General features: G+C 69.1%; 6 protein-coding genes and 1 pseudogene. 6 read left to right on the top strand and 1 reads right to left on the bottom strand.

Annotated features, from left to right (window positions below):
- Positions 1 to 2 precede the first annotated feature (2 nt).
- Entirely contained in the window at positions 3 to 1,241 is a 1,239-nt protein-coding gene (locus VLI63_RS08040) for an MFS transporter (RefSeq protein ID WP_409156322.1), read from the bottom strand.
- 66 nt (positions 1,242 to 1,307) lie between these two features.
- Between VLI63_RS08040 and VLI63_RS08045 the strand changes: the two genes are divergently transcribed.
- From VLI63_RS08045 to VLI63_RS08070, 6 genes and pseudogenes are all read left to right on the top strand, one after another.
- A complete protein-coding gene (locus VLI63_RS08045; RefSeq protein ID WP_409156323.1) occupies positions 1,308 to 2,375 on the top strand; it encodes a LacI family DNA-binding transcriptional regulator in 1,068 nt (355 codons plus the stop codon).
- A 50-nt stretch (positions 2,376 to 2,425) separates the two neighbouring features.
- A complete protein-coding gene (locus tag VLI63_RS08050) occupies positions 2,426 to 3,337 on the top strand; it encodes an ATP-binding cassette domain-containing protein (protein WP_409156324.1) in 912 nt (303 codons plus the stop codon).
- Entirely contained in the window at positions 3,337 to 4,944 is a 1,608-nt protein-coding gene (locus tag VLI63_RS08055) for an ABC transporter permease (protein ID WP_409156325.1), read from the top strand. The genes VLI63_RS08050 and VLI63_RS08055 overlap by 1 nt, the downstream gene beginning before the upstream one ends.
- Complete coding sequence (locus VLI63_RS08060) at positions 4,941 to 5,399, top strand: GbsR/MarR family transcriptional regulator (protein ID WP_409156326.1); 459 nt, start codon at positions 4,941 to 4,943, stop codon at positions 5,397 to 5,399. The genes VLI63_RS08055 and VLI63_RS08060 overlap by 4 nt, the downstream gene beginning before the upstream one ends.
- The gene (locus VLI63_RS08065) at positions 5,396 to 6,127 is read left to right on the top strand and encodes an MBL fold metallo-hydrolase (protein ID WP_409156327.1); all 732 of its coding nucleotides are present in this window, start codon (positions 5,396 to 5,398) and stop codon (positions 6,125 to 6,127) included. The genes VLI63_RS08060 and VLI63_RS08065 overlap by 4 nt, the downstream gene beginning before the upstream one ends.
- Positions 6,128 to 6,243: 116 nt before the next feature.
- Positions 6,244 to 6,591: pseudogene (locus VLI63_RS08070) on the top strand (peptidase M13); the annotation flags it as partial.

Consider the following 6,591-nt stretch of genomic DNA (forward strand, 5'->3'; position numbering starts at 1 on the left):
CCCTAGTTCGACTGCGCCTTCGCGGGCAAAGGCTCTCGAGCGGCCCCCGACGCGAAGCCGGCGATGGCGACGAGTACGAGCACCACGAGAAGAGCGTGCAGCAGTCCGACATGCTGCCCGAGGAATCCGATGACCGGAGGTCCGACGAGGAACGCGAAATACCCGATGGTCGCGACGGCACTCACCCGCGCGGCAGCGGTCTTCGGATCGTCGGCGGCGGCGGACATCCCCACCGGGAAGCCGAGGGATGCCCCGAGGCCCCAGAACACGACTCCGATGATGGAGATCCAGACCACGGGCACGAAGATCACCATGACCAGTCCGATGGCAGCCAGGACCGCCGATCCGCGCAGCACGGGCACGCGGCCGAAGCGGTCGAGCAGGCTGACCCCGGCGAGGCGGCCGACCGTCATGGATGCCACGAAGATGCCGAGCACGAGCGCGCCGGCGGCCTTCGTCGTGTCATGTCCCTCGACCATTGCGAGGGCGAGCCAATCGTTTGCGGAACCTTCGGTGAAGGCCATGCCGAGCACGATCAGTCCGATGACCAGGGTGCGCGGATCCCGCCAGATGCTCAGTCGACCGCGCCAGGTCTTCGAGTGGTCGTCGTGGGCGACGGCTTCCTCGGCGATGATGTGCTCCGACTGCAGGAAACGCACCGAGACGAGGGCGCCGCCGGCGAAGATCACCGCGATGACCAGAAGGTGCACTGCTATGGGCAGATGGATGGCTTCGGCCCCGGCGCCGAGGGCCGCGCCGATCACCGTGCCGAAGCTGAAGAAGGCGTGGAACACCGGCATGACGGAGCGCCCGAGCACCCGCTCGTTCACCGCTCCCTGCAGGTTCATCGCGACATCGCAGATGGAGAACATCGAGCCGAAGATGATCAGGCCGATCATGACGACCGCATAGCTCGGTCCGATGGTCACGCCGAAACCGGCGACGGCGAACCCGACCGCGCCGACGGTGAGCACCACCGCGATGGTGCGCCGGGCGCCGATGCGCGCAATGACGTGGCTCGACGCCAGCAGCCCGACGATCGAGCCGGCCGCGATGCCGAAGATCAGGATGCCCATCGACGAGGTGGAGACCTGCAGGGCCTCCTTGACCGCGGGGATCCGCGACGCCCAACTCGCCATGGAGAGACCGCACAGGCCGAAGATGGCGAACAGCGCGTTGCGCCAGGCAAGCACCTGCGGGCGTGAGAGTCCCGCAGAGGTGGTCGAGAGAGGCGTGGCCATGGAACCCCAGGGGAGAGACAGTATCGAATCGATTCGATCGAACCGATTCGACTACGCTAACAAACCATGGATGACACGGCAACACCCGCACGGGCGCGGCCCAATCTCGCCTCGGTCGCCGCTCTCGCGGGAGTGTCACCGTCCACGGCGTCCCTCGCCTTCAGCGGCTCAGGGCCGGTGTCTGCCGCCACTCGCGAGCGCGTGCTCGCCGCGGCCGCCGAGCTCGACTACGCCGGCCCCGATCCTCGGGCGCAGTCGCTGCGTCGCGGGCGCTCCGGCATCATCGGGGTCGTCATCGAAGACCGCCTGCGCGATGCCTTCCGCGATCCCATGAACGTCGCGATGCTCGATGGCATAGCGGATGAGACCGGGTCCCTCGGGGCCGGGCTGCTGCTGCTCACCGAGAACGGCGAGGGTGCCGCGAGCATCCGGAATGCCCCGGTGGACGCGGTCGTGCTGATCGGCTGCAGCACCAGTCTCGCCGCCCAGGTGGCGATCTTCCGGCAGCGAGGGATCGCGCTGGTGGCGATCGAGGCGGAGCCGATGGACGACGTGCTCGCGATCGACCTCGACAATCGGCAGGGGTCCCGGACCCTCGCGCGCCACCTCTCCGATCTCGGTCACCAGCGGGTGGCGCTGGTGACGCTGCCGCTCGATGCCGGCCGGTCACGGGGGCCGCTGACCGAGACGGCGATCCGCGCGAGTACCGGGTACACCGCGCTCGAACGCATCCGCGGCGTGCGGGAGGTGTTCCCGGAGGCTCCGGGAACAATGGCCGCCGCCAGCAGCATCGACGAGGGCCTCGCGGCCGGGCTCGCGCTGCTCTCCGAGCCGGGTAACCGGCCGACCGCGGTGATAGCGCAGAGCGACCTGCTCGCGGTGGGCGTGATCCGTGCCGCCGAGCAGCTCGGTCTGCGCGTGCCGCAGGACCTCAGTATCGTCGGCTTCGACGGGGTCAGGCTCGATGGCATCGCGCCCTACGACCTGACCACGATGGTGCAGCCCGCGGTGGAGAAGGGGCGCGCTGCGGGCCGTGGAGTGATCGCGCTGTTGAACGGGGAGCATCCGCTGCCGGTGTCTTTCGTCTCCCGCTTTCACCCGGGGACGACGACGGCTCCCCCGTCCGCGGAATAGGCAGATTTCACTGGATTCACAAGAGTGTGAATCACGAGTATGGTCAGCCCATGCCCTCCATCATCGAAGCCGCGAGTCTCAGCAAGAATTTTGGGCGGGTGCGCGCCCTCGACGGTCTCGAGCTCGATGTGACCGAGGGGGAGGTGCACGGCTTCCTCGGTCCGAACGGCGCGGGAAAGTCCACGACCCTTCGCGTGCTCCTCGGCCTGATCCGGGCCAGCGGCGGGGCGACATCCGTCTTCGGCCTCGACCCTTGGCGCGATTCGGTCGCGGTCCATCGGCGCCTCGCCTACGTTCCCGGCGATGTCGACCTCTGGCCCGGACTCACCGGCGGAGAGGCGATCGATCTGCTCACGTCACTTCGCGGTGGTGCGGATGAGGCCTTGCGTGCCGAACTCGTCGACGAGTTCGAGTTCGACCCGCGCATCACGGCGCGCAACTACTCCAAGGGCAACCGGCAGAAGGTGGCGCTGATCGCGGCTTTCGCGCGGCCGGCCGAGCTCTATCTCTTCGACGAACCGACCAGCGGACTCGACCCGGTGATGGAGGCGGTGTTCCGTCGCCGGGTCGAGCGGGTCGTCGCGGGCGGCGCCACCGTGCTGCTCTCGAGTCACATCCTCAGCGAGGTCGAGCAGCTCTGCGACCGGGTCACGATCATCCGGGCTGGACGCACAGTTGAGACGGGCAGTCTCAGTGACCTGCGTCACCTCACCCGCACGACTTTCAGCGCGGTGACGGCGGCCGATGTCGCGGCGGTCGCCGCCCTCTCCGGAGTCCATGACGCGCGCCGCGAGGGCGAGAAGCTGGTCTTCGAGGTGGACACGGATGCCCTGCCGCCGGTGCTCGCGGCACTCGCAGGCTCCGGGGTGAGTGGCCTGACGGTCGCACCTCCCTCGCTCGAAGACCTGTTCCTTCGCCACTATGGCGACGATCTCGCCCGCGGTTCCGGGCGCTCCGCCTGATGCTTCGCCTCCTTCGCTTCCAGGCCCGCCGTGATCGCCGGCAGTTGTCGATCTGGATCCTCAGCACCGGACTGTTCGCCGCCTTCAGCGCGACGGCGGTGCTCTCCGAATTCGGTGGGCTCACCGAGCGCACCGCCCTCATGACCCTTGCCGCGTCGAACCCGGCCCTTCTCGCTCTCCGCGGCGTTCCGGATGGCGTAGCCGCCGGGGCAGTGATCACCTTCCAGGTCTTCACCTACCTCGCGATCATGGCCGCGTTGATGAGCACGTTCCTCACCGTGCGGCACAGCCGCGGCGATGAGGAGGCCGGCCGCGCGGAACTCGTCGGGGGGACACCGGTGAGTCGGTCATCCGCTCTCATCGCCACGCTCACGCTCGGTGCCCTGGCAAATGTCGGCATCGCCATCGCTGTGGGACTCGGATTCGCGGCATCCGGTCTGCCGCTCGCCGGAAGCGTGCTGGTGGGGCTGGCGACCGGCGCCGTCGGTCTCGCGTTCTGCGGTATCGCCGCCGTCGCCGCCCAGCTCGCCCGTTCGTCCCGTGCCGCCAACGCGATCGCGGGCATCTCGATCGCCGTCGCGTTTCTTCTGCGGGCCTTCGGCGACGCTCTCGGCACAGGCACCGACAGCCCGTTGCGGGTCGCCAGCGCATGGCCGTCGTGGCTGTCGCCGATCGGCTGGGCGCAGCAGGTGCGGCCCTTCGGTGAGACCTCGTCATGGCCACTGCTGTTGGATGTCGCGTTGGCCGCCGTCGGTGCGGCCCTCGCTCTCGTGCTCGTGCACCGCCGGGATCTCGGCTCGGGGGTCATCGGTGAACGACCGGGACGCGCCCGCGCCGCCCGCTCGCTGAGGGGGTCGTTCGGACTCGCCTGGCGGTTGCAGCGCGGCGCGATGATCGGCTGGTCCTCTGGCGCCCTGCTCCTCGGGGTGTTCGCGGGAGGCCTGGCGGATCCGGCGGTGGCCGCGGTGGAGTCGAATGCGTCGATCCGGGCTGCGATGCAGGGGCTGGTGCCCGCCGGAACGTCGGGACTGCTCGACACCTTCGTGGCCGCGATCATGACCTTCCTGGGGGTGCTGGCCGCCGGAGCGGCGATCCAGGCCGTGCTTCGCGCGCGTTCGGAGGAGACGGACGGCCACACCGAACTCGTGGCAACGGGTGCGGTGCATCGCGGGCGGCTCATCCTCGATCCACTCGGTGTCGCGCTGTTGTCCATCGTGGGGGTGCTGGTGGTCGGCGGGATCTCGGCCGGCATCGCCTTCGCGGTCTCGGGCCATCCGGACCGCTTCGGCAGTTCCCTGGCGGCGGCGCTCGTGCAGCTGCCGGCGGCGGCGATGTTCGCCGCGGCCAGCGCTCTCGTACTGGTGCTTGCGCCGCGGGTCACCGTCGCGGTCGGCTGGGGGTTGTTCGCCATCGGATTCGTGCTCGCGGAGTTCGGCGGCCTCTTCGGTCTCCCCGAGTGGGTGCGGGGAATCAGTCCATTCGCGCACACCCCCGTGCTGCCCGGGTCGGGGGCACACTGGTGGCCTGCCGTTGTGATGCTCGTGGTCGCTGCCGCGGTCGCCGTCGCCGCGGTCACCCTCACCCGCAGGAGAGACTTGACCCTATGAGCACCGGCACCGGAATCGACGATTTCGCCGAACAGACGGCGGCGACTCTCGCGGCGGCCGGCTTTCCGCGCATGGCGGCTCGGGTGATGATGATGCTCATGACCGAGGAGTCGGGCAGCGCCACCGCGGAGGAGCTCGTCGAACGCCTCGGCGCGAGTGCCGCCGCGATCTCCGGGGCCGTGCGTTACCTGCAGAGCCTCTCGATCATCCGACGCCACACGGTGCCGGGTACGCGACGCCATCGCTACGAACTGCCCGAGCATGTCTGGTATGCCACTTCGAGCTCTCAGACACCGCTGTACACGCACCTGATCGCGCTCGCCGAGAAGGGTGCCACGGCCCTTCCGCCGGAGTCGAAGGCCCGGGATCGCGCCGTCGAGATGGCCGACTACTTCCGGTTCATGCGGGAGCGACTTCCCCAACTCCTCGAGGAATGGCAGGCGACGCGCGCATGAAACTCACGATCCTCGGCACGTCGGCGCCCTATCCCCGTCCCGACAACGCCTGCTCGGGTTATCTCGTGCAGCAGGGGCGGACCTCGGTCTGGGTGGATGCCGGCACCGGCACTCTCGCGGAACTCCAACGGCACATCCCCCTGTCCGGTCTCGACGCCATCTGGATCTCGCACGCGCACGCCGATCACACGGCCGACCTGCTGACCGCGTATTACGCGCTGCGGTTCGCCGACCTCCGCCTGCCGCATCCACTCCCCCTGATCGGTCCCCCCGGCCTCATCGACCGGATGGTCGGCTTTCTCGGACATCGATCGGCCGCGGTGATCCCCGAGGTCTTCGACAGCACTGAGATGCGTGGCTGGCACGAGCTCGTCGTGGGAGAGCTCGCCCTCAGCTGGGGCCCGCTCGATCACGGGATGCCCGCCTTCGGGCTGCGGGTGGAGGCTGCCGGATCGGTGCTCGCCTACTCCGGTGACTCCGCCTATTGCGAGGGCCTCGTGGAGTTGGCCGAGGGCGCGGACCTGTTCCTGTGTGAGGCCGGGGCTTCCGTGCATCCGCCCGACGGAGCGGTCCACTGCACTCCGGAAGACGCGGCGCGGCTCGCTACGGCCGCGGGAGCCAAGCGCCTGCTCCTGACTCACGTCGATGCTCCGAATGCCCGGGAGCGGGCGCTCGCCGGGTTCCCTTCGGTCGAGCTCGCCGTGCCGGGAATGACGATCGAGGTCTGATCGCGCGGTCTCCCCGCCGCCCCCGGGAGCGCACGGCGAACCCGCTCCCACGCCGGGCGCCATGACTTTTCCCAGCCTTCACCGAGCGGCCATTTGCACGGCTTAAGCTGGTGCGCATGACCGCCGCCTCTCCGCTCCCCTCCGGTATCCAACTCGAAGAACTCGACCCGGCGGTGCGTCCGCAGGATGACCTGTTCCGGCACGTCAACGGCAAGTGGATCGACCGCACCGAGATCCCCTCCGACAAGGCGCGCTACGGCTCATTCCACGTTCTCGCGGAGGAGGCCGAGAAGGCCGTGCGCGAGATCATCGAAGAGGCGCAAGGCTCCGCCGTCGGCACCGAGGAGCGCAAGTTCGGCGACCTCTACGCGAGCTACATGGATGAAGCACGCATCAACGAAGTGGGGGCCGCGCCCCTCACCAAGGACCTCGCCTCCGTCGACGCGGTCAGCGACATCCCGAGC

The sequence above is a fragment of the Lacisediminihabitans sp. H27-G8 genome (assembly GCF_046156175.1).
Taxonomy (GTDB): Bacteria; Actinomycetota; Actinomycetes; order Actinomycetales; family Microbacteriaceae; genus Lacisediminihabitans.